Source organism: Lawsonibacter faecis, from assembly GCF_014287675.1.
GTDB classification, from domain to species: domain Bacteria; phylum Bacillota; class Clostridia; order Oscillospirales; family Oscillospiraceae; genus Pseudoflavonifractor; species Pseudoflavonifractor faecis.
The window spans coordinates 1-26,243 of the sequence record NZ_JACOPQ010000020.1 but is presented as its reverse complement, the minus strand read 5'-3'; the positions used below and the strand labels follow the sequence as shown (position 1 = coordinate 26,243).

The following is a 26,243-nucleotide window of genomic DNA, read 5'->3' as shown; positions in this document are numbered from 1 at the left end:
CTTCTTTGACAAGCTGAGAGGACCCAGCCGGGCTGATGCCCGGCTGGGTCCTCCGTTTGCTTTCTTTACTGCGCTGCGGCGGACTTCTCCTCCGCGCGCTCCGCCTTGGCGGGAGCGGGGGCCATGCCGGGCTCCGCGAAGCTCATGCAGTGGGTGGGGCAGCTTGCGACGCAGGTGCCGCAGGCGGTGCACTTGGTGGGGTTCACCTGGGCCAGTGAGTGGTCCATGGTGATGGCTCCCTCGGGGCAGACCTTGCTGCACTTGGTGCAGCCGATGCAGCCCGCCTTGCACACATCCATAACCGCCTTGCCACGGTTGGGGTTGGAGCAGCGGTCAAAGACCTTCTGGCTCATGGGCCGCACGCCGATGACGTGATTGGGGCAGGAGCGCTCGCACAGGCCGCAGCCGATGCAGAGGTCCCGGTTCACCACCGCCACGCCCTTGTCGATGGTAATGGCGTTCTCAGGGCAGACGGCCACGCAGTCGCCGTTGCCCAGGCACCCGAAAGCACAGGCCCCCGCGCCGCCGAAGAGCAGCTTGGCGGCGGCGCAGCTGTGGGCGCCCTGGTAATCCATCCGGGCCTCCGTGCGGGTGCAGTCGCCGCCGCAGAAGACGATGGCGACACGCTTCTCCACGGCGCCGGCCTCCAGGCCCAGCACGCCCGCGAGGGCCTGGGCACAGTCGGCGCCGCCGGGGACGCAGAGGGTGGTGCGCTTGTCGGTGCCAGCGGCCAGGGCCTTGGCGTAGCCGTCGCAGCCGGCATAGCCGCAGGCGCCGCAGTTGGCGCCGGGCAGGCATTCACGCACAGCGGGGAACAGGGGGTCTTCCTTGACGGCCATCACATTCGAGGCGATGACCAGCATGACGGAACAGACCAGGGCGATGACGGCCACCGAGACGATGGCTAGTACAATAATATTCATCCCGCCACCTCCTTAAGCGCCGAACAGCGTCTCCACCACGCCCGCGAATCCACTGAAGGAAGCGGCCAGGATGGCGGCGGCTGTTAGCGTGATGGGCAGTCCCTTGAAGGACTCGGGGGCCTCGCAGTTCTCAGTGCGGGCGCGGATACCGGCGAAGAGCACCATGGCCAGGAAGAAGCCCAGGCCGGAGCCGAAGGAGTTGGCCATGGACTCGCCGAAGGAGTACTTCTCGGTGATGTTGAGCACGGTAACGCCCAGCACGGCGCAGTTGGTGGTAATCAGCGGCAGATAGATGCCCAGTGATTTATAGAGGGCCGGGATGTACCGCTTGAGGACGATCTCAACGAGCTGCACCAGGGCGGCGATGACCAGGATGAAGACGATGGTCTGGAGATAGCCCATGCCGTTGGGGTCCAGCAGAAAGTGCTGGATGGGCCAGGTCACGGCGGTGGCCAGCAGCATGACGAAGACGACGGCGATGGACATGCCGGAGGCCTGGTCCAGCTTCTTGGAGACGCCCAGGAACGGGCAGATGCCCAGGAAGCGCTGCAGCACGTAGTTGTTGACGAAGACAGCGCCCAGGATGATAAAGAGCAGATGCTTGACGTCCATGCCTTACGCCTCCTTTCCGATTTTGCCGCAGGCAGCGGCGCTGGGGCAGTTTGCGCAGCCGGTGGCGCTGTGCTTCACCTTGCCGTGGGTAATCTTGGCCACAGCCGCGATCATCACGCCGAAGACGAAGAAGCCGCCGGCGGGCTGGGTGAGAATGGGGATGTTGAACTCGCTGAAGAAGGGCAGGGAGATTCCGGCAAAAGCGCCCGCGCCGAAGACCTCGCGGATGGTGGACATGACCAGCAGCGTCACGATGAAGCCCAGGCCCATGCCCACGCCGTCCAGCGCGGAGTCCGCCACGGAGTTTTTGCTGGCGAACATCTCAGCCCGGCCGAGGATGATGCAGTTGACGACGATGAGGGGCAGATACACGCCCAGCGCGTCGTACAGCGGGGGGACGAAGGCCTGCACCAGCATCTGGACCACGGACACGAAGCCTGCGATAACCACGATATAGCAGGGGATGCGCACCGAGTCGGGGATGATCTTGCGGAGCAGGGAGATGAAGATGTTGGAGCAGATGAGTACGATGGTGGCCGCGATGCCCATGCCGATGGCGGTGGACACCGAGGTGGTGGTGGCCAGCGTGGGGCAGGTGCCCAGCACCAGGACCAGCACGGGGTTCTCCTTGATGATGCCGCGGGTCAGGGTGGAGAGCTTAGACGGCTGATTTTTCTCAATCATTTAACCCGCCCCCTTTACAGTTTCAAGATTGGCGATGGCATAGTCCACTCCGCCCTTAATCGCGTCGGAGGTGATGGTGGCGCCGGAGACGCCGTCCACCTCGCCGCCGCCGGAGACGCCGGCAAAGGCGTCTGTAAAGCCGTTCTCGCCCAGAGGCTGGCCGTACTCGGGGGTCTCTGCGGAGGTGTCGGCCACCACGGCCAGAATCTGGCCGTCGGCGCCGAAGAGCACCGCCACGGGGACGGGGCCGGTCATGCCGGCCTCGCCGGCGTAGACCACGGTGCCAGCGTCGGACACCTTGCCGCCGGGGACGTCGGTGAAGGACGCGCCGGGGTAGTACTGGGCCAGGACCTCGTCGGTCAGGTTGGCGGGGGCCTCGTAGACCTTGGCCTCCACGGTTCCGCCGGAGAGAATGGTACCCGCATCCAATGCGGCCTGGACGGCATTCTTCATTCCGTTGGAAGACATCGTGGCTCCCGCGATACCCTCAACGCCGTCGACGCTGTCAATGCCGACCAACTGCTGCTGAAAGGCAGATCCATCCTCAACCACCTTAGAGCCTATGCCCTTGGTCTCCTCCTGAACCAACACCTGGGTGCCGGTGACCTTGCCGTCGGAGCCCACACCGACCATAACGGTCATGTTGGCATAGCCCTTGGCGCTGACGGTGATGACATAGCCCGCGCCGTTGCCGGCGGCCTGAACCTCAGTGACGGCCTCAGGCAGGCCCTCCGTGCTCTCTACCAGGGCAAAGTCCGCACCCTGGGGCAGGACGGTCTGCATTGCCTTCTCGGCCGCCTGGCGCTGGGCCTCGGCGATGACGGGAGCGGTGGCCTCGTTGGTAAGGGCCAGGGCGGCGGTGATGACGCCGCCGATGAGCACCAGCACTACGATGGGGGCCAGGAGCGCCCAGGTCTTGTTCTGCTTCTTCATGCCGCGTCACCTCCCAGGGCCTTGTGGGCGGTCAGTTTGTCAATGTGGGGTGTGAGGATATTCATCAGCAGGATGGCATAGCTGACGCCCTCGGGGGTGGCGCCCCAGAGGCGGATCATCATGGTCAGCAGTCCGCAGCCCACGCCGTAGACCAGCTTGCCGGCGTTGGTCATAGGGGAGGTGGCGTAGTCGGTGGCCATGAAGATGGCGCCCAGCAGCAGGCCGCCGCCCATGAGCTGGATGGAGAGGTCCTGCTGCGCGATTAGAGAGACCACCGCCACGGTTCCGATGTATGCCACGGGGATGTGCCAGGAGATGACCTTGCGCACCACCAGGTACGCCCCGCCGATGAGCAGCGTGAGGGCGCAGGTCTCGCCCAGGCTGCCGGCGTGGTTGCCCAGGAACATACCCAGCACGCCGGGGTTGGCCGCGCCCGCGGCCAGGGGGGTGGCGGAGGTCACGCCGTCGATGGCGTAGGTGCTCATGGCCCCGCCGAAGGAGATGAGGAGCACCACCCGGGCGGTGATGGCGGGGTTGGCGAAGTTCTGGCCGATGCCGCCGAAGAGCTGCTTCACCACCACGATGGCGATGACGCTGCCCAGCCCGGCAATCCACAGGGGGATGTCCACGGGCAGGCAGAAGGAGAGCAGCACGCCGGTGACCACGGCGGAGAGGTCATTGATGGTGACGGACTTCTTGACGCCCTTCTCAAAGACGAACTCGGAGAGGACGGCCATGCCCACGCAGACGCCGGTGACCAGCAGGGCCTGGAAGCCGAAGATGACAATGGAGGCCACCAGGGTGGGGGCCAGGGCGATGAGCACGTCCAGCATAATGGAGCGGGTGCTCGCCTTGTCCCGGATATGGGGGGCGGGAGAAACGGTAAGCAGCTTCATTATTTGTTCGCCTCCTTCCTGGCCTCGTCAGCCATGTAGCGCTTGGCCAGCTTGTTGGCGGTGACCATGTCCCGCTTGGCCGGGCAGACATACGCGCAGCAGCCGCACTCGATGCACAGATCCGCCCGGATTTTCTTGAGGGTATCCAGGTCCCTGGCCTCGTAGGCCTTGCCGATCTGGAAGGCCATCAGATTCATGGGGCAGTGATCCACGCAGCGCCCGCACCGGATGCAGGCGGTGGAGTCGGGCACCTTGGCGTCCTTCGCGTCCAGGGCCAGGAAGGAGCCGTTCTGCCACAGCAGGGGGAAATCCAGGTTGGGCAGGCACACGCCCATCATGGGTCCGCCGGCCAGAATCTTGGCGGGCTCGCACTTGAAGCCGCCGGCAGCCTCAAAGATATCGCCCACGGGAGTTCCGATGGGGGCGGTGATGACGCTGGGGGTGTTGACGGCGCTGCCGTCGACGGTGACGGTCCGGCTCACCAGGGGCATGCCGGTGCGGAGGTACCGGGCAAGATAGGCGGCGGTGTTCACATTCAGAACGATGCAGCCCACGTCCTTGGGGAGCTTGCGGCCCGGGATGACCCGGCCGGTGGTCTCCTTGATGAGCATGCGCTCGGCGCCCACGGGGTAGTACTCCTGCAGGTGCTTGATCTCCGCGCCGGGGATGGCCTTAAAGGCCTCCTCAATGCCCTGGGGCGGATGCTTGACGCCGATGATGACCTTGGGGATCTTCCCGTACTCCTTCACCAGGCGCACGCCCTCCACCACATCGGCCGTGAAGTCCCGCAGCGCAATATAGTCGGCGGTACAGTAGGGCTCGCACTCGCTGCCGTTGATGATGAGGTATTCCACCTCGGCGTTCAGCTTCACCCAGGTGGGAAAGCCCGCGCCGCCCAGTCCGACCACGCCGCTCTGCCGGACCGCCTCCAGAAAGCTCTTCAGGTCCTCCACCACGGGGGGCTTGATGCCCTCCCAGGGGGTCTGCCTGCCGTCGGACTCAATCACGACGGCGTCCACAATGGCGCCGCTGGCAAGCCGGACGGTCTCAATACCCGCCACCTTGCCTGAGACGCTGGCGTACACGGGCACGCCGATGCCCTGTCCCTGGGTGGCGACAGGCTGGCCCACGGCCACCTCGTCCCCCTTCTGGACCAAGAACGTACTGGTGTTTGCACCCAGCAGCGCCAGCGGGATCCGTACCTTCGCAGGCACCGGCATCGCTACCGGCTTACAGTCGACGGTGTTTTTATGACCGTTCAGCCGGATCCCATGGTTTCCCATTCCCATAATCCTATACCACTCCTTCTTTTCAAGGCCCGCGGCTCCCGCCGCGTTTTTGACTGCAGCGTTTTGTCAACATACGCAATTCTCTATACCGCATTCCGCGGGTCACTGCTCCTGCAGGGTAAAACGTCCTTCCAGGCCGGAGGTCCAGGTGACAGCGTCGTCCCGGGTGACGAAGACGGCCTCAATACCGTCCAGCCCCTCAATAAAGGCCGTGCCCGCCTCCAGCCCCATGGCGAAGACGGTGGTGGACAGGGCGTCCGCGTCAAAGGCGTCCTCCGCCACGATACTGACTCCCGCCAGCTCGTTCTGAACGGGCCAGCCGGTTTTCGGGTCCAGAATATGGTGGTAGCGCACGCCGTCCACATCGAAGCCCCGCTCGTAGATGCCGCTGGTGACCACGGCCTCGCCCTCCACGGCGACCACGCCCAGAATGCCCTGGCTCTGGGTTCCCTGAGGGTCCTGTACGCCGATGTTCCACGCGGTGCCGTCGGGCTTCCCGCCGATGGTCAGCACATTTCCCCCAAAGTTCAAAAAGCCGTTCTTCACGCCCCGGTCCTTCAAAAAATCCGCAATCCGGTCGGTGATGTACCCCTTGGCGATGGCCCCCAGGTCGATGGTCATCCCGGCGGGGATGCGCACTCCCCCGTCGCTGACGTCCACCTGGGTCCAGTCCACCTTGGCCGCGGCCGCGGCCAGTGCGTCCCCGTCGGGCAGAATGCCCATTGCGTCCCCCGTAAAATCCCACAGGGCCACACAGGGCTCAATGGTGATGTCAAAGCGCCCTTCGGAGAGCCGGGAGTACTCCAGGGCCTTTTCGATGATGTCCCGCGTGTCCTCGCTGACGGCCACCCGCTCGCCATTCGCGTGGTTGATGTTCCACACGTCGGAGCCCACCTTGGTCTTGCTCAGCAGGTCATCGTACCGCTGGCACTCGGCCTGGGCGTCATCCAGCAGCTTCTCGTCATTGGTGTATACCGTCATGGAGATTACGGTGTCGAAGTAAAAGCCCGACCGGCTCTGTTTGGCGGCCGAGGGTGCGCAGCCGCCCAGGGCCAGACCCAGCGTCAGGCTCAGACAAAGCAGGGCGGCGGTCCATTTTCTGCTCATGAATTATGTATCCTCCCCGGGGTCCTTGGTCTTGCTGCTCAGGGGGTCGGGCGCGCCCGGGAGCCTCAGCACCCGGACAATCTGCCTGCCCGCCAGGCCGGTAATGACGCCGGTGACCACGGCGGAGATCAGCAGCGGAAAAATATAGAGCATGAGTCCCGGCGTCCGCACCACAAGGGACGCCACCAGAAGCTGTCCCACGTTATGAAACACGGCGCCCACCACGGAGACGCCCACGATGGAGACCTTGTCGTTTCCGCCCAGCTTCTTCACCAGAAGCATCATGCCCAGGCTCAGGGCGCCGCCGCCCATGCTGTAGAGGAAGGCGGCCGCCAGATTGCCGGACATGAAGCCGGTGAGCACTACCTTTAATATCATCAGTATCACCGAGTAGCCCGGCCCCAGCAGATAGACGGAGTAGAGCAGCACGGTATTGGCCAGGCCCAGCTTGATGCCCGGCGGGAGAAACATAAAGGCGATGATAATACCCTCAAAATACCCCAGTACCACCGCCACCGCCGCCAGCAGGGCCAGGCGGGTCATCTTCTGGGTGGCCAGTCTGGAAGAGTTTCGGCTCATGGCTACTCCTTGTCCTGGGTCTTCAGCTCAATAATGACCTTGTTGGGCAGGCACGCGATGGGCACGGGAAACTTCTCATAGCTCTCGGCGCTCAAATCCCCCTGCTTGACGCACAGCTTGTCGGGGCAGGTGGAGTCCACCATGCGGACAATGCCGTTTTTGATCTGAATGTGGTTGACCACCCCGTCGCCCTGATCAATCTCGATGAGCTTATCCTCATTGAGCGGATCGGCCTCGTAGAGGGCGTCGTTCACGTAGATGTAGACATAATCGGCCCCGCTGGAAAACAGCCGCATCGCAAAAAAACCGGCGGCGGCCACAACCAGCACTGCAACAATAATTATGATGTCGCGTTTCTTCATATAAGCGATATCCTCCGCGCGTATTTTGCCCGGCGCGGGAAAACTCCCCCGCCCCTAAGCGCGCTTTACTAGTATAACGCGCAAACCGATGGGACGCAAGCGTTTTAGGCAATTTTTGTCCGCTTTTCTCTTCCTCTTTTCCCATTTTTCCTATCTTAGACCTTTTTTCAGCATAAAAATCGGAATTCTTTGTTAAATTTTTGGTTATTTCCCCGGAACGGTCTCCTCTTATTTCCTCTTGACATACATATGTTCCAGTGTCATAATAGTGGTACAAATGTTCTAATAACAAGTCAGGAGCGCCGGACCATGGAATTAATGGATAAGTTGACTATATTGGCCGACGCCGCCAAATATGACGCCGCCTGCACCTCCAGCGGTCTGGATCGCACCAGTCGGCCGGGCGGGCTGGGCTCCACCATCATGGCCGGATGCTGCCACTCCTTCTCCGCCGACGGGCGGTGCGTCACCCTGCTCAAGGTGCTCATGACCAACCGCTGCGTCTACGACTGCCAGTACTGCGTCAACCGTCGCTCCAACGACGTGCCCCGGGCGGCCTTTACCCCCCGGGAGCTGTGCGAGCTCACCATCGGCTTCTACCGGCGCAACTATATCGAGGGGCTCTTCCTCTCCTCCGCCGTCTGGGGCAGCCCCGACCGCACCACCGAGCTGATGACCGAGACATTGCGCCTGCTGCGCCGGGAGTACAATTTCTGGGGCTACATCCACGCCAAGGCCATTCCGGGGGCCGACCCGCTCCTGACCCACCGCCTGGGCCTCTTCGCCGACCGGCTGAGCGTGAACATTGAGCTGCCCAGCGAGCAGTCCCTCAAGCTGCTGGCCCCTGATAAAGGCAAGCAGTCCATCCTGGCTCCCATGGGCCAAATCCGGGACGGCATCCGCACGTCCAGGCAGGAGCTTGCGCTCTATAAGCATGCCCCCCGCTTCGCCCCCGCCGGTCAGTCCACCCAGATGATCGTCGGCGCCACCCCGGAGAGCGATCTCCATATCCTCCGCCTCACCGAGAGTCTCTACCAGAAATACCAGCTCAAGCGGGTCTTCTACTCGGCCTATATGCCCGTGTCCGACAGCAAGCTCCTCCCGGCCCGCCGGGACTTCAAGCCGCCCCTGCTGCGCGAGCACCGGCTCTACCAGGCCGACTGGCTCCTGCGCTACTATAAGTTTGAGGCAAGGGAGCTGCTGGACGAGCAAAACCCCAACTTCAACCCCCTGGTGGACCCCAAGTGCTCCTGGGCCCTCAACCATCTGGAGCGCTTCCCGGTGGAGGTGAACACCGCCGACTACGAGACCCTCCTCAGGGTGCCCGGCATCGGCGTGCGCAGCGCTCAGCGCATCCTGTCCGCCCGGCGCTGCGGCGCACTGGACTTCTCCGGCCTCAGAAAGCTGGGAGTGGTCCTTAAGCGGGCACAGTATTTTCTCACCTGCTCGGGCCGGATGGTCGAGGGCCTCCGGGTCAGAGAGGACGGCATCATCCGCCATCTGGTGGCGCAGGAGCGGCCCATGCTGGCCCAGGAGGCGCCGGAACAGCTTTGTCTCTTCGAGAATACCGGCTGAAGCGGTTTAAAACATATGAAGCAAAGGGGCGTGCGATCTCAGCTTCCGCCCCTTCCCCGGACCGTGCGCCCAAATGGAATCTGCCGGCTGCAGATCTCCGGCCTTCTCTTCCGGTTTTACGCACTCCTTTTCACTTTTTATTTTAAAACTGCTGGGGGTGATCCCATGCCCTGGTCCCAGGTGGCGTATTCTTACGACGGCACCTTCAACGGCTTTCTCACCTGCGTGTATGAGAGCTATGTCAACAAGGAGCGGCCCGCCTGCTTTTCCGCACCCGGGGACGTGCAGCTCTCCCTCTACCCGGAGCGGGCCGTGGAGACCGATGCCGCCCACGCCCGGCGGGTCCTGGTCTCCCTGCCCAAGAAGCTCTCCGCCGACGGCCTCCATCTGGTCACCCACGGCTTTCTCACCTGCCTGCCTGAAAAGGAGAAGCACCTCTACGATTTTATTGCCCTGGGCTATGAGCAGGGCCCTTCCGTGGTGCGCAGCCTCACCGACGACCGGGTGGCGGTGCTGGTGAAGGCCGCCACCCATCTTAAGGGGGAAGTCCATCTCCTCCGGGGCTTTATCCGCTTTTCCGAGCAGGAGGGGGTGCTGATCGCCGAGATTGAGCCGAAAAACCGGGTCCTGCCCATCCTGCGCTCCCATTTCTGCGCCCGATATTCGGGGGAGCGCTTTCTCATCTACGACCGCACCCACAAAGAGGCCCTCTTCTACCAGCCCAGCCCCAAGCAGTGGGCCATTGTGCCGCTGGAGGAGTTTCACCCGGCCGCCCCCGGCCAGGAGGAGCGGGATTACCGCGCCCTCTGGCGGCGGTTCTATGATACCATCGCCATTGAGGGGCGCTATAACCCCAAGTGCCGCATGACCCATATGCCCAAGCGCTATTGGCACCTGATGACCGAATTCAATGGGGATGTACCCGCCGACGTGGGGCCGGACGGCCCGGCCCGCAGCCAAAAGGAGCTGTCCACGTGAAAACCGAGCGCTTCGCCCTCCCGGGCCAATACGCCGGCCTGGCTGTACGAATCTCATAAGCGCGGCTTCTGCGGTGCGTCCATGGGGAACAATGATTAAGGAGTGAGCCTGATGAAAAACATACGCATCACCGTTCTCCGCAAGCAGCTCTACAGGGACTTCGCCGGGGAATATCTCACCGACGGCTCCGATGTGGAGTGTGATTTCTATGAGGTGGGCCAGACCTTCCTGTACACCGGCGGGGCCGAGATGCCTGCGGGCTTCTGTCCCTGGGCCTGGATAGACGTCTACCGCTCGGTCTCCGCCCTCTCCTCCGGCGCCACCTATACCCCCTGGCAGAAGCGCGGCGGCATGAGCGTCGTCTGCTGTACCGACGGCATACGCCCCGTCACCTTCCTGCTGGAAGCCGTAGATGACTAGGGCTTGTCCGATAAATGGCAATCTGCCCGGCGGTGCGGGATTTTTTCCTCCGGCAGGCAGTTTTTTCGCAGGAATCCTGTCGGATTTTAAGGAATGACTGCGCCGTCCGGGCGGAATGAGGCCCGGCGGTTGGCCGTGTCGACCTTTTTCATACAAGGCCCGGAGGTCGGGCACCCCCCCAGCTCACGATTGTCCGGTAAGCAGCTTCGCAACGCATTTGCCGCCGTATGACCAAAGCGCCGCGCAGTTTTCTGCGCGGCGCTTTGGTCATACGTTTACTTTCAGGTTCAATAGGATGCCGCGTCCGGTACGGTATGGGTCCTTCCGCTGAAATCCCGGTCAAACCAGTCCGAGAGCGGCCCGCCCTTGGCGGCGGTACGGAAAAAGCCCGTGATTTCCGCCGCCGCGGGGGCCACGGCCCCCTCCAGCAGCTGGTCCAATATCGTGTTGCTCACGGCGCACTCTGCCTGGGGCACCCGGTCCAGCACCACCCCGCGGAAGTCGGGCTTTCCCGCCGTGCGGCGGGACACGGCGTCCACCGCCCGGCGCAGTCCGGTCCCGGCGGCCAGGGTCTGCAGGCGGCTCACCCGGCGGAACATGGCGAGGCCCGCACGGAACTGGTCCGGCGTCAGGCCGGGGTACACCGACGCGATGGTCCCCAGCAGCAAAACGGGCGGCTCGCCGCCGGGCATGGGGGTCTCGCGGAGGGGGTCCACGCCGCTGCGCTCCATAAGCAGGCGGTCGAACTCCGCCTCCATCCCCGAGTGGGTGGCCGGGCCCACTGCCGAGCGCTCCTCTATGTAAGCGTGGCAGGCGCTGTCCAGCGCGAAGTGGCAGAGAAACCCGGCGGCGTACCCCCGGGCCTGGGGCCGGTTCTCCTCCACCGCCAGCAATAGCCGCTCCGCCATGGGCCGAACCGGCTCCTTGTGCATTCCCAGCCCCAGCCGGCGGATGGGGTTGTCCTTTACAGGTCTGTAAAAAAACAGGGGATCGGGACCGTAGCAGCCGATGTCGAAGGCCGTCCGCTCTCCCTCCAGCAACCGGGCGAGGGGTTCGGGCAGGCACCGGAGCACCCGCCCGCCAAACTGCAAATGTGCGTAGTAATTGGGCATGAATTCACACCTGGTTTCCAAATATAGATATTGCGGCATAGAACATTCTACCACACGGGCCGGGTAATAAAAGTGGAAAATTTTTAAATTTCGCTGTCCGGTATCGCCGCAGACCGCATGCTCGCTGAACGTCGGGCCTGTTTCATGGCGCAGGACGGGCCTTTCGGACTCCAGCGTACAGGCACTCAAAATTTATCGGACAAATCCGCGCAAGCGAGAACAGGATTTTATCTGCACAATCCATTATATTAGGTTGTGGGGAGGGTCGGCAATGGAGTCAATACAGCTTATACAGCAGGCAATCTGCTATATGGAGCAGCATCTTCTTGAAGACATTAGCTATGAGGCCGTTGCAAAAAGCGTGTGCATGTCAAGCTATCATTTTCACCGGATATTCAGCTTTACGGCGGGCATGACCGCCAGCGAATACCTCAGAAGCAGGCGGCTTTCGTTGGCGGGGCAGGCGCTTCAGACGACTGATATTTCGGTGATAGACGCCGCTTATCAGTACGGCTACGATACGCCCGAGAGCTTTTCAAAGGCATTCTCGCGTTTTCACGGAGTCACTCCGAGGCAGGCGAAGCGTAAAGGCGCGCAGCTCCATCTGTTCAGCCCCCTTGTCATCAAAATTACAATGGAAGGCGGCAGTGTTATGAACTACAAAATCGAGCGCAGGGAAAGCCAGCGGTTTATCGCATGGGTCAGAGCGTTTCCAAATGAAATCATTAACGACGACGACAACCACAGTATTCCGGATTTTTGGACGGAGTGCCGGGCAAAAAATTTGATTGAGCGCATTACATCCCTGCGCCCCGGGGGCAGGCGTGATCTGTACGGGCTGTGCAGCCCCGCCAAAGAAAATGAAACCCACTTTAACTATGGAATCGGCGTTATTATCGACGGGGAAACCGACGTCTCACATCTGGATGAGATTTTGGGCGGCGGGTGTACCATTTGGGAGACGAAGCCCGCGGATTACGCCGTGTTCCAGTGCTTTGGAAGCGGCGGCGACTGTATCGGCGAGACCTGGAGCAGATTTTTTAAGGAATTTGCCCCGCAGACAGGCTACACGCAGACAGACGGTACCGACTTTGAAATTTACTTTGAAAAGGAAGCTGACGGTCTGTTCTGTGAGCTCTGGGTTCCGGTCAAAAAAGCATGACGGCGCCGGTGCAGAGCGAATGCGCAGCGGCAACAGGAGGTGGAAAGCACTGAGTGCTTTCCACCTCCTGTTGCCGCGCAGGATAAGCCGCCAGGGGCCTGTCACCGTCTATCATTTCGCTTCCTTTGTCCCGTCCGTCAGCCTCCCCGGCTCCACGCCCAGCAGGAGCAGGACCCCCGCCGCAGCCAGATAGCCGGCGGGCGGCAGCCCGGGCGGAAAGGGCAGAACGAACTCCTGCTGCTCCACCACGCCGCCGTCCACATCCACGATCTCCCGCTGGAGCGCCAGGCAGATCTGGTCCCCCTCCAGGCTGGAGAAGGTAAGGGTGTCCCTGGGTGATGTGCCGTAGCTCACCGCGCTGACGCAGCGCAGCCCCCGGGCCAGGGGGCCCGCCGTCCCCGGCAGGAGGAGCACCCGGCAGTCCACAGCGCTCAGCCCCGCCCAGCCGGTGGCCTCCGGCGTGACGCACAGCAGGTCCAGCTTGCCCTCCGCGAAGTCCGCCGGATGCGCGCCCGGCAGCAGCTTCACCCGCGGCCCCCGGTCCCCCAGCGCATTGCGCACCGCCTCGAAGACGTCGCGGTCACGCCCCCAAATGCCAACTCTCGTCAAAACGCAACACCTCGAGAGACAGTTTGTGGAGTTTTCCCCGTCTTATGCACCCCGCAACCCTTGACTTTTCGGGCTTTCCTGCATAAAATAAGTTGCGATACTCAAATACATCTTGTAAAGGATTGAAATAAGGATATGGCACAGGACAAGAAGCAGGTGGAGCAGATCACCGACATGGAGGTGGACTTCGCCAAGTGGTACACCGACGTGTGCAAGAAGGCGGAGCTTATCGACTACTCCAGCATCAAGGGTATGTTCATCTACCGCCCCTACGGCTATGCCATCTGGGAGAACATTCAGCGCATTCTGGACGGGGAGTTCAAGAAGACCGGGCATGAGAACGTCTACCTGCCCATGCTCATTCCCGAGAGCCTGCTCCAGAAGGAGAAGGACCACGTGGAGGGCTTCGCCCCCGAGTGCGCCTGGGTCACCTACGGCGGCGTGGACAAGCTGGAGGAGCGCTACTGCATCCGTCCCACCTCGGAGACCCTGTTCTGTGAGCACTATGCCAATATCATCCACTCCCACCGGGACCTGCCCAAGCTCTACAACCAGTGGACCAGCGTCCTGCGCTGGGAGAAGACCTCCCGCCCCTTCCTCCGCCACAGGGAGTTTCTGTGGCAGGAGGGCCACACCATGCACGCCACCGCCGAGGAGGCCCAGGCCGAGACCGAGCGGATGTTCAACATCTACGCCGATTTCTTTAAGGACGTGCTGGCCATCCCCGTGGTGAAGGGCCGCAAGACTGATAAGGAGAAATTCTCCGGGGCCGAGGCCACCTACACCGTGGAGTGCATGATGCACGACCGCAAGGCCCTCCAGGGCGGCACCAGCCATTATTTCGGCGACGGCTTCGCCAAGGCCTTCGACATCACCTTTACCGGCAGGGACAACCAGCTCCACCACCCCTTCCAGACCTCATGGGGCGTCTCCACCCGTATGATTGCCGGCATCATCATGGTCCACGGCGACAACAACGGCCTGGTTCTGCCCCCCCGCGTGGCCCCCATCCAGGTGGTGGTCATCCCCGTGGCCCAGCACAAGGAGGGCGTAATTGAGGCCAACCGGGCCGTCATGGACCGTCTGTCCGCCGCCGGCCTGCGGGTGAAGATGGACGACTCCGACCAGTCCCCCGGCTGGAAGTTTGCCGAGTACGAGATGAAGGGCGTGCCCCTGCGCCTGGAGCTGGGCCCCAAGGACATTGAGAAGAACCAGTGCGTCCTGGTGCGCCGGGACAGCGGCGAGAAGGCCTTCGTCTCCCTGGATGGCATTGAGGACACCGTCTCCAGAATGCTGGATGAGATTCATAACGGTCTCTACACCAAGGCCCTTAAAAACCTGGAGGAGAACACCTATGCCTGCGCCTCCCTGGAGGAGGTCAAGACCAAAGTGGCCGCACAGGGCGGCTTTGCCAAGACCATGTGGTGCGGCGATCTGGAGTGCGAGCTGAAGATGAAGGAGGAGGCCGGCGTCTCCTCCCGGTGCATTCCCCTGGAACAGGAGCACCTGGGCGACACCTGCGCCATCTGCGGAAAGCCCGCCAGGCATATGGTCTATTGGGGCGTGGCATATTGAGTCATCTGGTTCCGGGGCAGGCTTCTGTCCCGGAACTTTTTAAGGAGAGGGCACAGATGGACGGCGCACTGTACAGCTGGTTCCAGTCCCGTGGGCTGATCGACCGCTTTCGTGCCGATCTGCCGAAATTTTTGGACGCGTACCGCCAGGAGGAGCCTGAAGATTTCTACGAGGTTTTTGGTGCGGACTGCCCCGACGTAAGCCTGAAATACCTCAAATTATCCTATGAGCTCCCTCTGGACTATGTCGAAGACCCCAAGTATTCGATTACCGGAGATATGATTTTTCATGAGCGGGTAATCGGCTGGTTCCGCCAGGCCTGGCTGGGGGACGGCACGTATTTCGACGACTGGTTCGTCATTGAATAGGGCCATATGTCCCGGTCGGTGGAAGTTATCCACCGACCGGGACATTTTTGTGAATATCAGTTCCTTTTTTGACAATCTACCTCTCCGGTGCTACACTGGATCCTAAAGCATTCCGTATCCGGTCAAAGGAGGGTGAACGCGTGAAAATCCGCTTGATTGAACCGGCGAACACGCCGTACCGGCGTTCTCCGCTGAACCTCTTCGTCTACGACAGGCATATCCGCACCCCCTCCCAGGGTCTGCTGACCCTCTCCACCATCGCCAAGCGGATGGTGGAGGATACGCTGATGTACAGCGAGTCCATCTCCAAAATCGTCTGGGGCGACGTGCTGGACGCCGACATCGTCTTCCTGGGCGTCTTCACCTTCAACGCCCAGCGCGGCTATGAGCTGGCGGAGCGGATTCGGCGCAGCGGCAGGGCCCTGGTGGTCATCGGCGGCCTCCACGCCACCCTGAACCCCGAGGAGGCCGCCCGCCACTGCGACTGTGTGCTTCTGGGAGAGGGGGACGAGACCGTCCCCGCCCTCATTAAGGCGGTCCGGGAGGGGCGCCCTCTCGACTTTCCCGGCGTTGCCCGCTATAAGGGGAATCGTTTTTTTACCACAGGCAGGGCCCCCGCGCCCCAGGACATCGACACCGTCCCGGACAGGGACCTGCTCTACCGCTTTCGGAAAATGGCGGGCCACAACACCATCTGGCCCCAGGTCCACGCCTCCCGCGGCTGTCCCCACAACTGCGACTACTGCGCGCTGGTGGCCGCCTTCGGACGGAGCGTCCGCACCCGCTCGCCGGAGGCGGTGGTGCAGGATATCAAAGCGGCCATTGCATTTTTTGACGGCAGGCACCGCCGCATCGCCAGGATGCTGTGGATTACCGACGACAATTTTTTCGCCGACCGCGCCTGGGCCGTCCGGGTGCTCCGTCTCATCATCTCTGAGAACATCCAGTACAACTTTACCATCCAGGCCCGTTACGAGGTGGGCTTTGACGACGAGATGCTGGTCCTGCTGCGGCAGGCCGGTTTTTCCGAGCTGGCCGTTGGCATTGAGTTTTTGGAGGACGAGGCGTTTGAAGCCTACCATAAAAAGAGCACCTACCGGGAGATCTTGTCGGCGGCCGAGAATATCAGGCGTCACGGTCTGCGGGTCCGGGGCCTCTTCATCGTGGGCGCGGACAGCCACACACGGGGTGTGGGCAGGCGCCTGGCCGATTTCGTCATCCGTCATGATATCTGCGGCGTGCTCATTCAGTCCATGTATTTCATCCCCGGCACACCCGTGTATGAGACCCACAAGGGGAGCCTCATTGATGAGAACTGGGCCCGCTGTACCGGCAAGGTGGTCCACAACCCCGAGCACATCTCAGCCTGCGACCTCCAGAAGGAGATTATCCTCGCCAGCAGATCCATTTACTCCCTGCCGCGGCTGATGGATGCGCTCCTCCACAAGCGGGGGATTGAGCGCACCCTGTTCCTGGGCGAATATTTTTGGCAGATGAGCGTCCGCCGGGAGCTGAAGCGGGATCTTGCCTACCTCCGTGCCCACGCTTTGCCCGACCCTCCCGAAAAAACACCTTGCAATTTGCCCCGGTCAAGCGTATAATAACGCGTATTAAACAAAGCCGCAATTTAGGAATGTGAGGTCCCCGTATGAGCGCTACCGCCCTCACAACTTCATCCTTCTCTTTTACCGCCAGCTGGGCTCGATTTACGAGCGCCGGCTATTTTGTGTTGGTAAAATAGAGGGATGGAATCATAGGAGCCCTGCATACATGGGGTTCTCTGTATCTTCGTATTCTTTGCGGGGAGCACATTGATTTCATCAATGTGCTCCCTTTTTATTTTGCTGCGAATGAAGAAAGGATGTTATTTTATGGTCGTCATTATGAAGCCCGGCACGCGGAAAGAGGACATCGACTCGCTGGCCAAGCGCTTTGAGGAGCAGGGCCTCCAGGTGGGGGTCACCAACGGCGTGGGCTGCACCATTCTGGGCCTGGTGGGGGACACCATCAGCCTGGACATCGACAAAATCAGTATGGAGCCCCATGTGGAGCGGGTCATGCGGGTCCAGGAGCCCTATAAGAAGGCCAACCGCAAGTTCCACCCCGAGGACACCATCGTCCGCGCGGGCGAGGCCGTCATCGGCGGCGGCAACTTCTCGGTCATCGCCGGTCCCTGCTCCGTGGAGAGCGAGGAGCAGGTGGTGGGCATCGCCGAGGCCGTGAAGGCCTCCGGCGCGGCCATGCTCCGGGGCGGCGCGTTCAAGCCCCGCACCTCACCCTACTCCTTCCAGGGCATGGGCACCCCCGGCCTCGACCTGCTGCTGGAGGCCAAAAAGGCCACGGGCCTGCCCATCGTCTCCGAAATTATGGCCCCCCGGTATGTGGAGCTTTTTGAAGAGAAGGTGGACGTGGTCCAGATCGGCGCCCGGAATATGCAGAACTTCGACCTTCTGAAGGAGGTGGGCAGGATGTCCAAGCCCATCCTCCTGAAGCGGGGCCTCTCCAACAGCTACGAGGAGTGGATCATGTCCGCCGAGTACATCATGAGCGAGGGCAACGAGAACGTCATCCTCTGCGAGCGGGGTATCCGCACCTTCGAGACCTATACCCGCAACACCCTGGATCTCTCCGCCATTCCGGCGGTGAAAAAGATGAGCCACCTGCCCATCATTGTGGACCCCTCCCACGCGGCGGGCATGGCTTGGATGGTGGAGCCTCTGGCCATGGCGGCCATCGCCGCCGGGGCCGACGGCCTCATCATTGAGGTCCACAACGATCCCCCCCGCGCCAAGTGCGACGGCCAGCAGTCCCTCACGCCCGCTCAGTTTGACATTCTTATGCGGAAGATGGGCGTGCTGGTTGACCTGATGGGTAAGAAATTGATAAAATAAAAAGGAAGCGCGAGCGTAGGCGCATAGGTGCGGATGGACCGGAGCGACGGGGAAAGCCGGAAAAGGCCGTACCCGCGAGGCGTTGTCCGGCTTTCCCCGGAGTCGGCGGGAAGCCGCACCGTATGATGCGCCCAACGCGAACGTGACAAGGAAGCGCGAGCGTAGGCGCATAGGGAGCTAAGACGGCATGGGGCCGAAAAAACAGGTCGGGCGTCTCGCGCAAGCTACCCGCCTCTTAATACTGGAAAGGACTTGCCAATGAACCATCTGGGCACCATCACGCTTGAGACCGACCGACTTCTCCTCCGACGTTTTATCCGCAGCGACGCCCCCGCCATGTTCCGCAACTGGGCCTGCGACAGTGAGGTGACGAAATTCCTCACCTGGCCCGCCCACGCGGACGAGGCGGTCTCCTTAAGCTATATTGAGTCCATGCTGGCCGAGTACGGCGATCCCACCTTTTACAATTGGGCCATCGTCCTCAAATCTCTGGGTGCGCCGATAGGCGCCATCAGCGTGGTGCGCCGGGACGACAGCGCGGAGAGCGTCCACATCGGCTACTGCATCGGCCGCCCCTGGTGGAACCAGGGCATCACCTCCGAGGCGCTGGCCGCGGTCATCCGTTTCTTTTTCGAGCAGGTGGGCGCAGGCCGGATCGACTCCCGCCACGACCCCCGTAACCCCGGCTCCGGCAAGGTGATGGAGAATTGCGGCCTCACCCGCGAGGGCATCCTCCGCCGCTCGGACTGGAACAACCAGGGCGTCTGCGACGCCGTCTGGTACGCCATACTGCGGGAAGATTACTTTGAGAAAAAGGGGGCCACCCTATGAAAACCCTGACCGTCGACCTCCCCGGCCGGGAGTATGACATCCTGATCGAGCGCGGGCTCCTAAACCGCGCCGGTGAGCTGTGCCGGGCCGTCCTCCCCGGCGCCGCCCGGCTGGCCGTGGTTACCGACTCCACCGTAGGTCCCCTCTACGGGGAGCGGCTGTGTGCCTCATTGACTGCCGCCGGCTTCGACGCCCGGCCCATCTCCATCCCCGCCGGTGAGAAGTCCAAGTCCGTACGGATGCTGGAATCCCTGTACGACGCCTTTATGGATATGCAACTGACCCGCACTGACGGCGTGGTGGCCCTGGGCGGCGGCGTGGTAGGGGACCTGGCGGGCTTCGCCGCCGCCACCATTCTCCGTGGCGTTCCCTTCATCCAGATCCCGACCACCCTTCTGGCCCAGGTGGACTCCTCCGTGGGCGGCAAGGTGGCGGTGGATTTGAAGGCGGGCAAGAACCTGGCCGGGGCCTTCTGGCAGCCCCGGCTGGTACTGATGGACCCCGCCGTCCTTGGCACGCTGGACGACGCGGCGTTTGCCGACGGCATGGCCGAGGTTATCAAGTACGGCTGCATCCGGGACGTGTCCTTCCTCTCCTGGCTGGAGCAGCGCCCCTCCCGGCATGAGATCACGCCGGATATTGAACACGTTTTGTATACCTGCTGCGACATTAAACGCTCGGTTGTCGTGGAGGACGAGCGCGATACCGGCTTGCGGATGCTTCTGAACTTCGGCCATACTCTGGGCCATGCCTATGAGCTGGCCGGAAATTACGAGCTCTGGACCCACGGCCAGGCGGTAGCGGCAGGCATGGTGAAGGCCGGGGAGCTGGGCGTAAAACTGGGCATTACGCCCCCGGGCCTCCCGGAGCGCATCGGCACCCTCCTCGCCTGCTTCGGCCTGCCCATTGAGATCCCCTGCACGCCGGAGGACTACTCCGCCGCCATCGGCTTGGACAAGAAGGGCGACGGCGACATGATCTCACTCATCCTTTTGAACGAGCCCGGCCGCGCCATCCCTCTCAGGGTGGAAAAATCCCGTGTTCTGGGGCTTCTGTCCGAACCGGCGGACTGAAACCCACAGGGGGCGCTCTCATTCCACCGCGCAATCCTGTAAGGGCCGCCGAGAGCGGCGGCCCGTCTGGAGGTCACATGGACATTACGATTACTCCGAAAAAGCTCAGCGGCCCAATAACGCCTCCCCCCTCCAAATCCCAGGCCCACCGGCTCATCATCACGGCCTGCCTGGGCGCGGGGGTGAGCCGGATCTCCAATCTGAATTTTTCACAGGACATCCGCGCAACCCTCTTCTGTATGGAGCAGCTCGGGGCCCGCTGGGAACAAACGGACGGGGATACCATTCAAGTCACCGGTATTGGTGCTCGCAAATCCAAATCAGACAGCCGCCTTCCCCGCTTTGACTGCGGCGAATCCGGCTCCACGCTGCGTTTTCTCATTCCCATCGCCCTGGCGGTGGCGGGGGGCGGCGTATTCACCGGCCGGGGGCGGCTGATGGAGCGGCCTCAGCAGCCCTATTTTGATCTCTTCGATGAGAAGGGCATCTTCTATGAACAGCGCGACGGCGTCCTCACGGTCCGGGGCGAGCTGACTCCCGGCGACTACGCCCTGCCCGGCAATGTCTCCAGCCAGTTCTTCACCGGACTGCTCTGCGCCCTCCCACTCCTGGACGGCCCCTCCCGCATCTACCCCACCACCGCTCTGGAGAGCTGGGACTACATCGCCATGACGATGGACGCCCTCATGGGTGCTGGCGTGGTGGTGACCGAGCCGCACGGGGAGAGCGGCTGCTTCCACGTCTCCCCCCAGGCCTACTCCCCCATTGACCGCGCCGTGGAGGCCGATTGGTCCCAGGCCGGGTTTTACTACGCCGCAAACGGCCTTGGAAATAGCGTGAAAATCCTGGGAATGAATGCCGGCTCCGTCCAGGGCGATAAGATTATCTGTCCTTACTATGCCAGACTCTGCGGCGGAGGCCCCGTGGAGCTGGACGTGTCCCAGTGTCCCGATCTGGTGCCCCCCCTGGCCCTCCACGCCGCCCTGCGGGCGGGAGAGAGCACCCGGCTGGTGGGCGCCGCCCGCCTGCGTATCAAGGAGAGCGACCGCCTCGCCACCGTGACCTCCGAGCTGCGCAGGCTGGGCGCGGACATTGAGGAGGGCCCCGATTTTTTGTCCATCCGGGGCATCGCCGCCCTCACCGGCGGCGACACCGACAGCCACAACGACCACCGCATCGCCATGATGCTGGCCATGGCCGCCACCCGGACCTCGGGCAGCGTTACCATCCGCGACGCCGGAGCCGTCGCCAAGTCCTACCCGGACTTCTGGTCCGACTATGCCCGCCTGGGCGGGGTGTTCACCCGGACGGAGTAAACGGCGAAAATGCCTGCAGGTCAAGGGGGCAGGTCTCGCCGTCCCCTATGCCCCACCATAAAGGAAGTGACCCGTATGAAACATATCATTTTCGGCGAGTCCCACGGAAGCGCCATCGGTGTGGTGCTGGAGAATGTCCCCGCCGGGGTGGAACTGGACATGGACTTCATCCGCAGCGAGCTCGCCCGCCGCGCTCCGGGCAGGAACGCCCTCTCCACCGCCCGGAGGGAGGCCGACGAGCCCCGGATTCTCTCCGGCGTGTTTGAGGGGAAGACCACCGGCGCGCCCCTCTGCGCGGTGATTGAGAACACCGACACCCGCTCGAAGGACTACTCCAAGCTGAAGGACCTCCCCCGGCCCGGCCACGCAGACTACGCCGGCTATATCCACTCCGAGGGCTGCGGCGACTACCGGGGCGGCGGGCACTTCTCCGGCCGCCTCACCGCCCCCCTGGTCTTTGCCGGGGCGGTCGCCAAGCTGATTCTGCGGGAGATGGACGTGACCGTCTCCGCCCGCATTTCCAACGTGGCGGGCATCCCCGACCCCACGCCGGAGCAGCTTGAGGAGGCCGTCCTGGGTGCCAAGGCGGACCAGGACAGTGTGGGGGGCTGCATCCGCTGCACGGTGGAGGGCCTCCCCGCCGGCCTGGGGGCCCCCGACTACGGCCGCAATGTGGAGGGTATTTTCTCCCAGCACCTCTTCGCCGTCCCCGCCGTGAAGGCGGTGGGCTTCGGCGCGGGGTTCGGCTTCGCCGCCATGCGGGGCAGCGAGGCCAACGACCCCTTCTGCTGGGAGGGGGGCGAGGTGCGTACCCGCACCAACCATTCCGGCGGCGTGAACGGCGGCATCACCAACGGAATGAGCGTGGAGTTCGAGGTCGCCATCCGCCCCACCCCCTCCATCGCCCGGGAGCAGGACACGGTGAACCTCGCCACGCTGGAAAACGCCAAGCTGACCATCGAGGGCCGGCACGACCCCTGCATCGTCCACCGCGCCGTCCCCGTTATCGAAGCCGCCGCCGCCCTTGCCACCTGCGAGCTGCTGGGCCTCTAGGGTTCGTGACGGCCCTCGAACACGAGCGTTTTGCCTCCGGCAAAACCTTGATGCCGGGACAATTCATTTGGCCCGAGCAGATATCATCATGAGGGGTCCCCGTCATCGAAGCCGCCGCCGCACTTGCCACCTGCGAGCTGCTGGGCCTCTGAGAAAATGGGATGGCGCAGAGGCTGCCGCCGCCGCTTCTCTCCAGGTCAACACAAAAGGAGTTGCTTTCCATGTCCGAACTAGAAGACTACCGCTGCCAGATAGATGAGGTGGACGCCCAACTGGTGGAGCTCTTCCGCCGCCGCATGGACATCACGGGTAAGGTGGGCGAGTACAAGCTGGCGCGTCAAATCCCCGTGCTGGACGCCCAGCGGGAGCGCGAGGTTTTAGCCAAAAAGGCCGCCATGACCGACGACCCCCTGCTGAAGGCCGACGTGGCCACCCTCTTCCAGACCATTATGGCCATCTCCCGTCGCCAGCAGCGCAGGCTGGTCCATGAGGGGGCCGAGGACCCCGGCTACGCCGCCTATCTGGACGCCCTCTCCCGCGCCCGGGAGCCGGTGGCAAGCCCCCGGGTGGTCTACCAGGGCGAGCCCGGCTGCTACAGCGAGGAGGCCGCCGCCGGATTCTTCGGCCCCCAGGTGAATTCCCTGGGCGCGGCCTGGTTTGGCGACGTATTCCTCGCCCTCCAGAACGGCGAGGCGGACTATGCCGTTCTCCCGGTGGAGAACACCTCCACCGGCTCCATCCGTCAGGTCTACGACCTGCTGGCCCAGTACGCCTACGCCATCGTGGGGGAGTGGCAGGTGAAGGTGGAGCACTGCCTGGCCGCCCTCCCCGGCGTGACGATGGACGGGATTCAGACCGTCTACTCCCATGAGCAGGGTCTCCAGCAGTGTGACCGCTTCCTGGACAGCCGCCGGAGCTGGACGAGGGTCCCCACCCTGGACACCGCCGGCTCCGCCAAGCAGGTGGCCGCCTCCGGGGACCGCACCGCCGCCGCCATCTGCTCCAAGCGGGCCGCCCGGCTCTACGGGCTTGAGATTCTGGCGGAGAAGGTGAACCACAACGCAGAGAACACCACCCGCTTTGTGGTGGTCTCCCCGGTAATGGAGCGGAGGGAGGGGCGCGACAAGATCAGCGCACTCTTCACCCTGCCCCACCAGAGCGGCTCCCTACACGAGATTCTGACTCTCTTCACCGTCCAGGGCCTGAACCTGATGAAGCTGGAGTCCCGGCCCATCCCCGGGCGCAACTGGGAATACCTTTTTTTCCTGGACTTTTCCGGCGACCTCTCCGCCCCCGGCATGGACGGCGTGCTCCACGAGCTGAGCCAGCTCGCCTCCGGCATGCGGATTTTGGGCAACTATAAGGCTTACGAGGGCTGATAAATGAATATCGTACTGATTGGAATGCCGGGAAGCGGTAAATCCACCGTGGGCCGCCTCCTCTCCCAGCGGCTCGGGATGCCCCTGGTGGATACTGACGCTCTGGTGGAGGCCGCCGCCAATCGCAGCATACCGGAGCTCTTCGCCGCAGAGGGGGAGGCCGCCTTCCGGGACCGGGAGACCGCCGCCGTACGCGCCGCCTCCGCCCTGGAAGACACGGTGATCGCCACCGGCGGGGGCGTTGTCCTCCGCAGCGAAAATATGCGGGCGCTCTCCGGCACCGGTTTGGTCTTTTTCCGGGACCGGGCGGTGGAGGACATCATGGGCGAGGACCACTCGGGCCGTCCCCTGGTGGGCGGCGACCGTGAGCGCATTCTCCAGCTCTATACCCAGCGGATTGACCTCTACCGTAAATACGCCCGGTATACTATCTCCGGCACCAAAACCGCCGAAGAGGCGGCCGACCGGATCGCTACAATCTACTTAGAGGAGTGCGCGATATGAAATTTCTGATCATCAACGGCCCCAACCTGAACCTGCTGGGCAAGCGGGAGCCGGGGGTTTACGGTGAGAATACCTACGAGGCCCTCTGCGACCGCCTGCGCAGCTTTGCCGCCGCCCACGGGAGTACCGCCGAGTGCTTCCAGTCCAACCACGAGGGCGCCGTCATCGACGCCATCCACGCCGCCGAGGGCACCTACGACGCCATCGTGATGAATCCAGGGGCCTTTACCCACTACAGCTACGCCATTCTGGACGCACTCAAGGCCGTGTCCGTCCCCTGCGTGGAGGTCCATATCTCCAATGTCCACCAGCGGGAGGAATTCCGCCATAAGAGCGTCACCGCCCCCGCCTGTGTGGGCCAAATCTGCGGTCTGGGGCTCTACGGCTACGAGGCGGCCATGGGGTATTTTCTCTCCGCACCGTCCCTGTCCTGAGGTTTCTACACCGCGCCCGTCCCCCGACCGATAAAACGAGGTGTCCGCCATGCAGGTTGAACTGACCAATGCCACCCGAAAGCTCTGCGTCATCGGGGACCCGGTGCTCCACTCCAAATCCCCCCTGATTCAAAACACCATGCTCCGCGCCCTGGGCCTGAATTATATATACCTGTGCCAGAGCGTCCCCCGCGGCCAGGCCGCCCATTGGCTGGAGTGCGCCCGCTTTTCCGGCTATGCGGGCTTCAACGCCACCATGCCCCATAAGGAGGATCTCCTCCCCCTGATGGATGTGCTGGACGAGGACGCCAGGCTCTACGGTGCTGTGAATACCATCTGTATCAAGAACGGTAAATATTACGGATTCAACACCGACGGCCGGGGCTTTTACCGCGCGCTGGCCGACCTGGACGCAGAGATTCCCGGCAGGCGCGTCACCCTCCTGGGAGCGGGCGGCGCGGCCAAGGCCGTGGCCCTGAAGCTGGTCCAACAGGGAGCCGCCCGCGTCACCGTGTGCAACCGCACCCCGGGCCGTGCCCGGCAGCTGTGCGCGCTCGCCCCGGACAAGATGTCACCCGACGCCTTCGACGCCGGCGCCCTCGCCCGTCGGGCGGCGGAGAGCGACCTTCTCATCAACTGCACCTCTCTGGGCATGACAGGCATCACAGGCCAGTTTGAGGATCTCTCCTTCCTGGACGCCCTGCCCCCCTCCGTCCCGGTCTGCGATCTCATCTACGCCCCTGCCGAGACCGAGCTGCTCCGCCGCGCCCGCCTGGGCGGCCACCCCACTATGAACGGTCTGGGGATGCTGATTTACCAGGCGGTATTTGCCCTGGAGCACTTTACGGATACCGCCGTCGATGCCGCCGCCATGGCCGCGCTGGTCAGGACGGCGCTGTAGGCCGTAAAAAACACTCTGCACGCCGCTCACAGGCGGCGTGCAGAGTGTTTTTGCTGCTTATGTGTGTTCAATCGCCTTTATACTTCTTCCGCGTAGCGATACCGCCGCGGATATGCCGTTCCGCCTTATTCTCGTCCAGGACCCCTTTGACCTGCTCATAGAGGGGCTTGTTGAACGCGGGCAGACGTTCGCTGAGGTCCTTGTGGACGGTGGACTTGGAGATGCCGAATTTCTGGGCGGCAGCGCGCACCGTCGCCTTGTTCTCTATGATGTAAAGCGCCAGCTGGCAGGCGCGCTCCTCGATGTTCCCTTTCAAAAGACAACACTCCCCGCAATTGATTTCCACTGTCGGATGTATATGCGGTGAGTCTTGGAGATATGTAAAAAAGCGGCGGCGCGTCAGGACCGCACCCATCAGGGGGGTGTCCCAAGGTGCGGCGGGAAACCTGCTGCCCGGCGCATCTTCATCCCCATGGGCCCTTGCGGGGCCGCGGAAAATCCCCGGACGACAGCCCGACACAAAAAACCGCATAAAGGAAAGCGCCTGGGCAGTCCTGATGAACAGCCCCAGTAAAAACGGACAATGACAAAATGCCCCCTGATGTAGGATAATAGAACTACATCAGGGGGTATTGTTATGAGCAAACGAAGCTATACAAAAATAGGAGCGATGGAGG

28 protein-coding genes are annotated in these 26,243 nt (G+C 62.8%); 16 read left to right on the top strand and 12 right to left on the bottom strand.

What is annotated here, in order from left to right:
* Positions 1 to 65: 65 nt before the first annotated feature.
* From H8S62_RS17080 to H8S62_RS17040, 9 genes are all read right to left on the bottom strand, one after another.
* The gene (locus H8S62_RS17080; RefSeq protein ID WP_155150947.1) at positions 66 to 923 is read right to left on the bottom strand and encodes an RnfABCDGE type electron transport complex subunit B; all 858 of its coding nucleotides are present in this window, start codon (positions 921 to 923) and stop codon (positions 66 to 68) included.
* Between the two features lie 12 nt (positions 924 to 935).
* Positions 936 to 1,535 (bottom strand): electron transport complex protein RnfA, encoded by a 600-nt coding sequence (locus H8S62_RS17075; RefSeq protein ID WP_155150950.1) that lies wholly within the window; start codon positions 1,533 to 1,535, stop codon positions 936 to 938.
* Between the two features lie 3 nt (positions 1,536 to 1,538).
* On the bottom strand, positions 1,539 to 2,219 hold the full coding sequence (rsxE, locus tag H8S62_RS17070; RefSeq protein ID WP_155150953.1) for an electron transport complex subunit RsxE: 681 nt from the start codon (positions 2,217 to 2,219) through the stop codon (positions 1,539 to 1,541).
* On the bottom strand, positions 2,220 to 3,152 hold the full coding sequence (locus H8S62_RS17065; RefSeq protein WP_155150956.1) for an FMN-binding protein: 933 nt from the start codon (positions 3,150 to 3,152) through the stop codon (positions 2,220 to 2,222).
* Entirely contained in the window at positions 3,149 to 4,048 is a 900-nt protein-coding gene (locus H8S62_RS17060; protein ID WP_155150959.1) for an RnfABCDGE type electron transport complex subunit D, read from the bottom strand. Before H8S62_RS17060 ends, H8S62_RS17065 begins: the two co-directional genes overlap by 4 nt.
* Positions 4,048 to 5,331 carry an RnfABCDGE type electron transport complex subunit C gene (locus H8S62_RS17055; RefSeq protein WP_186920370.1) on the bottom strand — a complete coding sequence of 428 codons (1,284 nt, stop codon included), beginning with the start codon at positions 5,329 to 5,331 and terminating at the stop codon, positions 4,048 to 4,050. The genes H8S62_RS17060 and H8S62_RS17055 overlap by 1 nt, the downstream gene beginning before the upstream one ends.
* 108 nt (positions 5,332 to 5,439) lie before the next feature.
* The gene (locus H8S62_RS17050; RefSeq protein ID WP_186920369.1) at positions 5,440 to 6,444 is read right to left on the bottom strand and encodes an FAD:protein FMN transferase; all 1,005 of its coding nucleotides are present in this window, start codon (positions 6,442 to 6,444) and stop codon (positions 5,440 to 5,442) included.
* 3 nt (positions 6,445 to 6,447) lie between these two features.
* Entirely contained in the window at positions 6,448 to 7,023 is a 576-nt protein-coding gene (locus H8S62_RS17045) for a Gx transporter family protein (protein ID WP_243141946.1), read from the bottom strand.
* A 2-nt stretch (positions 7,024 to 7,025) separates the two neighbouring features.
* Complete coding sequence (locus H8S62_RS17040) at positions 7,026 to 7,385, bottom strand: NusG domain II-containing protein (RefSeq protein ID WP_186920368.1); 360 nt, start codon at positions 7,383 to 7,385, stop codon at positions 7,026 to 7,028.
* Positions 7,386 to 7,694: 309 nt separating this feature from the next.
* Here H8S62_RS17040 and H8S62_RS17035 point away from each other — a divergent pair, with 309 nt between their 5' ends.
* From H8S62_RS17035 to H8S62_RS17025, 3 genes are all read left to right on the top strand, one after another.
* Positions 7,695 to 8,960 carry a putative DNA modification/repair radical SAM protein gene (locus H8S62_RS17035; protein WP_186920367.1) on the top strand — a complete coding sequence of 422 codons (1,266 nt, stop codon included), beginning with the start codon at positions 7,695 to 7,697 and terminating at the stop codon, positions 8,958 to 8,960.
* A gap of 165 nt (positions 8,961 to 9,125) precedes the next feature.
* Entirely contained in the window at positions 9,126 to 9,938 is an 813-nt protein-coding gene (locus tag H8S62_RS17030; RefSeq protein ID WP_186920366.1) for a TIGR03915 family putative DNA repair protein, read from the top strand.
* 111 nt (positions 9,939 to 10,049) lie between these two features.
* Positions 10,050 to 10,358, top strand: a complete 309-nt coding sequence (locus H8S62_RS17025; protein ID WP_186920365.1) for a TIGR04076 family protein — start codon at positions 10,050 to 10,052, stop codon at positions 10,356 to 10,358.
* A gap of 287 nt (positions 10,359 to 10,645) precedes the next feature.
* Here the strand turns inward: H8S62_RS17025 and H8S62_RS17020 are convergent, their stop codons facing one another.
* Positions 10,646 to 11,470, bottom strand: coding sequence for a zinc dependent phospholipase C family protein (locus tag H8S62_RS17020; RefSeq protein ID WP_186920364.1), 825 nt, complete (start codon positions 11,468 to 11,470; stop codon positions 10,646 to 10,648).
* A 271-nt stretch (positions 11,471 to 11,741) separates the two neighbouring features.
* On the opposite strand from H8S62_RS17020, the gene H8S62_RS17015 reads away from it, so the two are divergent.
* The gene (locus H8S62_RS17015; RefSeq protein WP_186920363.1) at positions 11,742 to 12,632 is read left to right on the top strand and encodes an AraC family transcriptional regulator; all 891 of its coding nucleotides are present in this window, start codon (positions 11,742 to 11,744) and stop codon (positions 12,630 to 12,632) included.
* Between the two features lie 111 nt (positions 12,633 to 12,743).
* Here the strand turns inward: H8S62_RS17015 and H8S62_RS17010 are convergent, their stop codons facing one another.
* Entirely contained in the window at positions 12,744 to 13,241 is a 498-nt protein-coding gene (locus tag H8S62_RS17010; RefSeq protein WP_186920362.1) for a hypothetical protein, read from the bottom strand.
* 135 nt (positions 13,242 to 13,376) lie between these two features.
* On the opposite strand from H8S62_RS17010, the gene proS reads away from it, so the two are divergent.
* The 12 genes from proS (at position 13,377) to aroE (ending at position 25,566) form a co-directional block, all read left to right on the top strand.
* On the top strand, positions 13,377 to 14,816 hold the full coding sequence (proS, locus tag H8S62_RS17005; RefSeq protein WP_155151003.1) for a proline--tRNA ligase: 1,440 nt from the start codon (positions 13,377 to 13,379) through the stop codon (positions 14,814 to 14,816).
* A 56-nt stretch (positions 14,817 to 14,872) separates the two neighbouring features.
* Positions 14,873 to 15,184, top strand: coding sequence for a hypothetical protein (locus tag H8S62_RS17000; protein WP_155151006.1), 312 nt, complete (start codon positions 14,873 to 14,875; stop codon positions 15,182 to 15,184).
* Between the two features lie 140 nt (positions 15,185 to 15,324).
* Positions 15,325 to 16,785 carry a B12-binding domain-containing radical SAM protein gene (locus H8S62_RS16995; protein WP_186920361.1) on the top strand — a complete coding sequence of 487 codons (1,461 nt, stop codon included), beginning with the start codon at positions 15,325 to 15,327 and terminating at the stop codon, positions 16,783 to 16,785.
* Between the two features lie 270 nt (positions 16,786 to 17,055).
* Positions 17,056 to 18,075, top strand: coding sequence for a 3-deoxy-7-phosphoheptulonate synthase (gene aroF / locus H8S62_RS16990; RefSeq protein ID WP_186920360.1), 1,020 nt, complete (start codon positions 17,056 to 17,058; stop codon positions 18,073 to 18,075).
* 258 nt (positions 18,076 to 18,333) lie between these two features.
* Positions 18,334 to 18,906, top strand: a complete 573-nt coding sequence (locus H8S62_RS16985) for a GNAT family N-acetyltransferase (RefSeq protein WP_186920359.1) — start codon at positions 18,334 to 18,336, stop codon at positions 18,904 to 18,906.
* Positions 18,903 to 19,979 (top strand): 3-dehydroquinate synthase, encoded by a 1,077-nt coding sequence (aroB, locus tag H8S62_RS16980; protein ID WP_186920358.1) that lies wholly within the window; start codon positions 18,903 to 18,905, stop codon positions 19,977 to 19,979. Before H8S62_RS16985 ends, aroB begins: the two co-directional genes overlap by 4 nt.
* Before the next feature lie 77 nt (positions 19,980 to 20,056).
* Positions 20,057 to 21,295 carry a 3-phosphoshikimate 1-carboxyvinyltransferase gene (locus H8S62_RS16975; RefSeq protein ID WP_186920357.1) on the top strand — a complete coding sequence of 413 codons (1,239 nt, stop codon included), beginning with the start codon at positions 20,057 to 20,059 and terminating at the stop codon, positions 21,293 to 21,295.
* Between the two features lie 75 nt (positions 21,296 to 21,370).
* A complete protein-coding gene (locus H8S62_RS16970) occupies positions 21,371 to 22,348 on the top strand; it encodes a chorismate synthase (protein ID WP_186920356.1) in 978 nt (325 codons plus the stop codon).
* A gap of 221 nt (positions 22,349 to 22,569) precedes the next feature.
* Positions 22,570 to 23,727, top strand: a complete 1,158-nt coding sequence (locus tag H8S62_RS16965; protein WP_155151027.1) for a bifunctional chorismate mutase/prephenate dehydratase — start codon at positions 22,570 to 22,572, stop codon at positions 23,725 to 23,727.
* Between the two features lie 3 nt (positions 23,728 to 23,730).
* A complete protein-coding gene (locus tag H8S62_RS16960) occupies positions 23,731 to 24,231 on the top strand; it encodes a shikimate kinase (protein WP_186920355.1) in 501 nt (166 codons plus the stop codon).
* On the top strand, positions 24,228 to 24,665 hold the full coding sequence (gene aroQ, locus H8S62_RS16955) for a type II 3-dehydroquinate dehydratase (protein WP_155151033.1): 438 nt from the start codon (positions 24,228 to 24,230) through the stop codon (positions 24,663 to 24,665). The genes H8S62_RS16960 and aroQ overlap by 4 nt, the downstream gene beginning before the upstream one ends.
* 49 nt (positions 24,666 to 24,714) lie before the next feature.
* Positions 24,715 to 25,566, top strand: coding sequence for a shikimate dehydrogenase (aroE, locus tag H8S62_RS16950; RefSeq protein ID WP_186920354.1), 852 nt, complete (start codon positions 24,715 to 24,717; stop codon positions 25,564 to 25,566).
* A gap of 67 nt (positions 25,567 to 25,633) precedes the next feature.
* On the opposite strand, the gene spoIIID is transcribed toward aroE, so the two are convergent.
* Complete coding sequence (gene spoIIID / locus H8S62_RS16945; protein WP_155151039.1) at positions 25,634 to 25,882, bottom strand: sporulation transcriptional regulator SpoIIID; 249 nt, start codon at positions 25,880 to 25,882, stop codon at positions 25,634 to 25,636.
* Positions 25,883 to 26,243: the final 361 nt, after the last annotated feature.

Coding starts and splice junctions, on each gene's coding strand:
- H8S62_RS17080 (WP_155150947.1), bottom strand. CDS start 923: ATGAATATTATTGTACTAGCCATCGTCTCGGTGGCCGTCATCGCCCTG.
- H8S62_RS17075 (WP_155150950.1), bottom strand. CDS start 1,535: ATGGACGTCAAGCATCTGCTCTTTATCATCCTGGGCGCTGTCTTCGTC.
- rsxE (WP_155150953.1), bottom strand. CDS start 2,219: ATGATTGAGAAAAATCAGCCGTCTAAGCTCTCCACCCTGACCCGCGGC.
- H8S62_RS17065 (WP_155150956.1), bottom strand. CDS start 3,152: ATGAAGAAGCAGAACAAGACCTGGGCGCTCCTGGCCCCCATCGTAGTG.
- H8S62_RS17060 (WP_155150959.1), bottom strand. CDS start 4,048: ATGAAGCTGCTTACCGTTTCTCCCGCCCCCCATATCCGGGACAAGGCG.
- H8S62_RS17055 (WP_186920370.1), bottom strand. CDS start 5,331: ATGGGAAACCATGGGATCCGGCTGAACGGTCATAAAAACACCGTCGAC.
- H8S62_RS17050 (WP_186920369.1), bottom strand. CDS start 6,444: ATGAGCAGAAAATGGACCGCCGCCCTGCTTTGTCTGAGCCTGACGCTG.
- H8S62_RS17045 (WP_243141946.1), bottom strand. CDS start 7,023: ATGAGCCGAAACTCTTCCAGACTGGCCACCCAGAAGATGACCCGCCTG.
- H8S62_RS17040 (WP_186920368.1), bottom strand. CDS start 7,385: ATGAAGAAACGCGACATCATAATTATTGTTGCAGTGCTGGTTGTGGCC.
- H8S62_RS17035 (WP_186920367.1), top strand. CDS start 7,695: ATGGAATTAATGGATAAGTTGACTATATTGGCCGACGCCGCCAAATAT.
- H8S62_RS17030 (WP_186920366.1), top strand. CDS start 9,126: ATGCCCTGGTCCCAGGTGGCGTATTCTTACGACGGCACCTTCAACGGC.
- H8S62_RS17025 (WP_186920365.1), top strand. CDS start 10,050: ATGAAAAACATACGCATCACCGTTCTCCGCAAGCAGCTCTACAGGGAC.
- H8S62_RS17020 (WP_186920364.1), bottom strand. CDS start 11,470: ATGCCCAATTACTACGCACATTTGCAGTTTGGCGGGCGGGTGCTCCGG.
- H8S62_RS17015 (WP_186920363.1), top strand. CDS start 11,742: ATGGAGTCAATACAGCTTATACAGCAGGCAATCTGCTATATGGAGCAG.
- proS (WP_155151003.1), top strand. CDS start 13,377: ATGGCACAGGACAAGAAGCAGGTGGAGCAGATCACCGACATGGAGGTG.
- H8S62_RS17000 (WP_155151006.1), top strand. CDS start 14,873: ATGGACGGCGCACTGTACAGCTGGTTCCAGTCCCGTGGGCTGATCGAC.
- aroF (WP_186920360.1), top strand. CDS start 17,056: ATGGTCGTCATTATGAAGCCCGGCACGCGGAAAGAGGACATCGACTCG.
- H8S62_RS16985 (WP_186920359.1), top strand. CDS start 18,334: ATGAACCATCTGGGCACCATCACGCTTGAGACCGACCGACTTCTCCTC.
- aroB (WP_186920358.1), top strand. CDS start 18,903: ATGAAAACCCTGACCGTCGACCTCCCCGGCCGGGAGTATGACATCCTG.
- H8S62_RS16975 (WP_186920357.1), top strand. CDS start 20,057: ATGGACATTACGATTACTCCGAAAAAGCTCAGCGGCCCAATAACGCCT.
- H8S62_RS16970 (WP_186920356.1), top strand. CDS start 21,371: ATGAAACATATCATTTTCGGCGAGTCCCACGGAAGCGCCATCGGTGTG.
- H8S62_RS16965 (WP_155151027.1), top strand. CDS start 22,570: ATGTCCGAACTAGAAGACTACCGCTGCCAGATAGATGAGGTGGACGCC.
- H8S62_RS16960 (WP_186920355.1), top strand. CDS start 23,731: ATGAATATCGTACTGATTGGAATGCCGGGAAGCGGTAAATCCACCGTG.
- aroQ (WP_155151033.1), top strand. CDS start 24,228: ATGAAATTTCTGATCATCAACGGCCCCAACCTGAACCTGCTGGGCAAG.
- aroE (WP_186920354.1), top strand. CDS start 24,715: ATGCAGGTTGAACTGACCAATGCCACCCGAAAGCTCTGCGTCATCGGG.